Origin of the sequence: Acidovorax sp. HMWF029 (assembly GCF_003060895.1) — a bacterium.
In the GTDB taxonomy this organism is placed as follows: domain Bacteria; phylum Pseudomonadota; class Gammaproteobacteria; order Burkholderiales; family Burkholderiaceae_C; genus Acidovorax.
Genome location: NZ_QAIH01000327.1, coordinates 1 through 3871, shown reverse-complemented (window position 1 = coordinate 3871; position 3871 = coordinate 1). Strand labels below are relative to the sequence as shown.

Below are 3871 nucleotides of genomic sequence, written 5' to 3'. Positions count from 1 at the left end.
ACGGCCACATCGTTGAACACGCAGAACCCGCTGCCCTTGTGGGCATAGGCATGGTGCGTGCCGCCCGCCAGATTGCCCGCCACACCGTCGCACAAAGCCTGGCGGCTGGCGGCCAACGTTGCCCCCACCGAGCGCCGTGCGCGCTCGGCCATGGCTTCGCTCCAGGGAAAGCCGATCTCGCGCTGCGCAGCGGGCGGCAGCGTGCCGCGTGCTATCTCGTCGATGTATTCAGGGGTGTGGGCCAGCACCAGGTCTTGGTCCGACGCAGGCAAGGCCACCTGCAGCGCCACACCGGGCAGCTGCTGCGCAATGCGGTCGCGCAGCATGCGGTACTTGACCATGGGAAAGCGGTGCCCCTCGGGCAGTGGCAAGACGAAGTGGTCGGCGTAGTAAGCAAACATGACGCGATTGTGGCAAGCCATCGATTTCTGGGGCGCTGTACCTAATATGCTGCAGTGCAACAAAAAACCCTTGCAATAGCGCAACAAGCCCCTAAAATTCAAACCATGCTGCACTGCAACATGACTCCACCGGGTCAAGGTCAGCGCAGATGTCTGTAAGCCACCCTGGCCCTTTGGGTCCCATTTTTAGGAGATATGACATGACGCTGACCGCTGAACAAATCCTGGCCTCGCACAAAGCCAACATCGAAACCCTGTTTGGTCTGACGACCAAGGCCTTCGAAGGCGTGGAAAAGCTGGTGGAACTGAACGTGACCGCTTCGCGCGCTGCCCTGTCGGAAGCCGCCAACCACACGCAAGCCGTGCTGGGCGTGAAGGACGCACAAGAACTGCTGGCACTGCAAGCTGGCCTGTTCCAGCCCCTGGCTGAAAAGACTGCTGCCTACAGCCGTCACCTGTACGACATCGCTTCGGGCACCGGCGCCGAATTCGGCAAGGCTTTCGAATCGCAGGCTACCGACGCACAAAAGGCTTTCACCAATTTGGTGGACAGCGCCGCCAAGAACGCCCCCGCTGGTTCCGAAACCGCCGTGGCTGTGATGAAGAGCGCCGTCTCCGCCGCCAACAACGCGTTTGAATCGGTGCAAAAGGCCGTTAAGCAAGCGTCTGACGTTGCCGAAGCCAACTTCAACGCAGTGGCCAGCACTGCCGCCAACGCCGCCAAGACCGCGGCTCCTCGCAAGCGCTGAGTCCATCAGCTGCGGTCTGGAGTGCAAACTCTAGGCTGCTTTCAGGGATTACCCTGATAATCCCTTTACGCGCTTCAAACACCTTTGCGGCGCACGAGTTGTCTCCTTGGATCCTCTCGAAACCCCCGTTTCAAGGATCCTTTTAAAGCCCGGTTTTGCGACCGGGCTTTTTTTTGCCTGTTCGATCCCCCCTCCATTCATCGCGCATGGCAAGGGCACACGGACTTGTGGGCTGCAAACACGTGCAGCGCTGATCACCTGGCCTTGTGTTGCATCAGCCCCGTGCAATCCCGGATCGCAATCCGGAAATTTATTAAGAATAATTCGCGTTTGTTTTATCATTGAGCCCAGTAACAACCCCGAAAGACGCATCCCATGTCGAAGACTGTGAAAGCCCTGCTGAGTGTTTGTGCCCTGGCCGCCGCTGCGGGCTCCGCCCATGCTCAGGAGCAGGTGGTGAACCTCTACTCCGCCCGCCACTACTCCACCGACGAAGCCCTCTACACCGGCTTCACCAAGGCCACCGGCATCAAGATCAACCGCGTCGATGCGGACGATGCCGGCATCCTGGCCCGTCTCAAGGCCGAGGGCGCAGCATCTCCTGCCGACGTGATCCTGCTGGTAGACGCGGCACGTCTTCACAAAGGCGAAGTCGATGGCCTGTTTCAGCCCATCAAGTCCAAGGTGCTGAATGACGCCATTCCAGCCAACCTGCGCAGCACCCCAGCCGCCGATGGCGGTATCGCATGGTATGGCCTGTCCACCCGCGCCCGAGTGATTGTGTACAACAAGGTCAAGGTGCAAAAGGCCGATGTGGATACCTACGAAGAGTTGAGCGATCCCAAAAACAAGGGCAAGCTGTGCATTCGCTCCGGCTCGCACCCCTACAACCTGAGCCTGTTCGGCGCGGTGACTGAACATGTGGGCGAGCAAAAGGCCGAAGCCTGGCTCAAGGGCATGGTGGCTAACCTGGCCCGCCCCCCCAAAGGTGGTGACACCGACCAGATCAAGGCCGTAGCCGCTGGCGAGTGCGACATCGCCGTAACCAACAGCTACTACTTGGCCCGCCTGATGCGCTCCACCAAGCCCGAAGACGTGGCCGTGGTCAACAAGGTGGGCGTGGTATTCCCCAACCAGGAATCCTGGGGCACCCATCTGAACATCGCCGGTGGCGCAGTGGCCAAGCACTCCAAAAACCAGGCCAACGCCATCAAGTTCCTGGAGTACCTGGCCAGCCCTGAGGCCCAGAACTACTTCGCGAACGGCAACAACGAGTGGCCCGCCGCCAAGGGCGTGGCGCTGGACAACCCTGCCCTGAAGGCCATGACGGACGGCAAGCCCTTCAAGAGCGAAACCATCCCGATCAGCGCCGTGGGCGCCAACACCACCAAGGTGCAACAGATGCTGGACCGCGTTGGCTTCCAGTAAACACCCGCCCTGCACCTCTCGAGCCCGGCCTGGTCCGGGCTTTTTTTCGCGCCATCAGCGTCGGCAGGAGATACGCCATAATTGACGTTTACGTTAACGTCACTTACTGGAGGCACCTCATGGAAATCAAGGGCAAGGTATTCATCGTCACCGGCGGCGCATCGGGCCTGGGCGAAGGCACGGCACGCATGCTGGCCGCACAAGGCGGCACCGTGGTCATTGCCGACATGCAGGCAGAAAAAGGCGAAGCCGTGGCCAAGGAAATCGGCGGCGCTTTTGTTAAATGTGATGTAAGCAACGAGGCCGACGGCCAGGCCGTGGTGGCCAAGGCCGTGTCGCTGGGCAAGCTCATGGGCCTGGTCAACTGCGCAGGCATCGCGCCCGCCGAAAAAACCGTGGGCAAGAATGGCGCGCATGCGCTGGCCCTGTTCAGCAAGACCATCACGGTCAACCTGATCGGCAGCTTCAACATGATCCGCCTGGCGGCCGAAGCAATGAGCAAGAACGAGCCCGAATCCACAGGCGAGCGTGGTGCACTGATCTCGACTGCCAGCGTCGCAGCGTATGACGGCCAGATCGGTCAGGCGGCCTACTCGGCCTCCAAGGGCGGCGTGGTGGGCATGACCCTGCCGATTGCCCGCGACCTGGCCCGCAACGGTATCCGCAACATGACCATCGCCCCCGGCATCTTCGGCACGCCCATGCTTTTTGGCATGCCGCAGGATGTGCAAGACGCGCTGGCTGCCGGCGTGCCCTTCCCCAGCCGCTTGGGCACACCGCAGGACTACGCCAAGCTGGTGCAGCACATCTTCGAGAATGACATGCTCAACGGTGAAGTGATCCGCCTGGACGGTGCGATCCGTTTGGCGCCGCGCTGACAGCCCCTGCCTCGATGCACCGCACATGCATAACTCAGGGATAGCAGGTATTCCGGGGGCAGCACGTATGGCGCACCCGCCACCCCACGGTCCGGGGTACAGCACCTGAATGCCGCTACTCGGCGCGCACGTGCTGAGTACATCAGGCCCATCGCCCTTGCGGCGATGGGCTTTTTGCCTCCTGGGCGCCCGTCCGGCCAGACCGGTACCCGTCCTCGCAATACGCACGAGACTTTTTGCGCTCCCCTGGCTTGCAACAGACCAACAGAGCGGAACATAAAAAAACCGCTGCAGTCTTGCGACTGCAGCGGTTTATGACTGGCGGAGTGGACGGGACTCGAACCCGCGACCCCCGGCGTGACAGGCCGGTATTCTAACCAACTGAACTACCACTCCTGGCAGGCAGCTTTTCGCT

Annotated in this window: 3 protein-coding genes, 1 tRNA gene and 1 pseudogene; 3 read left to right on the top strand and 2 right to left on the bottom strand. The window is 61.1% G+C overall.

The features are described from left to right. Nucleotides 1-401 (bottom strand): annotated as a pseudogene (locus DBR12_RS23375) (histone deacetylase); the annotation flags it as partial. Between the two features lie 200 nt (nt 402-601). On the opposite strand from DBR12_RS23375, the gene DBR12_RS21390 reads away from it, so the two are divergent. The 3 genes from DBR12_RS21390 (at nt 602) to DBR12_RS21380 (ending at nt 3456) form a co-directional block, all read left to right on the top strand. Then, complete coding sequence (locus DBR12_RS21390; protein ID WP_094290910.1) at nt 602-1150, top strand: phasin family protein; 549 nt, start codon at nt 602-604, stop codon at nt 1148-1150. 375 nt (nt 1151-1525) lie between these two features. Further along, on the top strand, nt 1526-2578 hold the full coding sequence (locus DBR12_RS21385; RefSeq protein WP_108619061.1) for an extracellular solute-binding protein: 1053 nt from the start codon (nt 1526-1528) through the stop codon (nt 2576-2578). 119 nt (nt 2579-2697) lie between these two features. Continuing rightward, nucleotides 2698-3456, top strand: a complete 759-nt coding sequence (locus DBR12_RS21380; RefSeq protein ID WP_108619060.1) for a 3-hydroxyacyl-CoA dehydrogenase — start codon at nt 2698-2700, stop codon at nt 3454-3456. A gap of 319 nt (nt 3457-3775) precedes the next feature. Here the strand turns inward: DBR12_RS21380 and DBR12_RS21375 are convergent. After that, nucleotides 3776-3852 (bottom strand) — tRNA-Asp (locus tag DBR12_RS21375). Nucleotides 3853-3871: the final 19 nt, after the last annotated feature.

Excerpts from the sequence above, each read along its gene's own strand:
- DBR12_RS21390 (WP_094290910.1), top strand. The coding sequence starts at position 602 with ATGACGCTGACCGCTGAACAAATCCTGGCCTCGCACAAAGCCAACATC.
- DBR12_RS21385 (WP_108619061.1), top strand. The coding sequence starts at position 1,526 with ATGTCGAAGACTGTGAAAGCCCTGCTGAGTGTTTGTGCCCTGGCCGCC.
- DBR12_RS21380 (WP_108619060.1), top strand. The coding sequence starts at position 2,698 with ATGGAAATCAAGGGCAAGGTATTCATCGTCACCGGCGGCGCATCGGGC.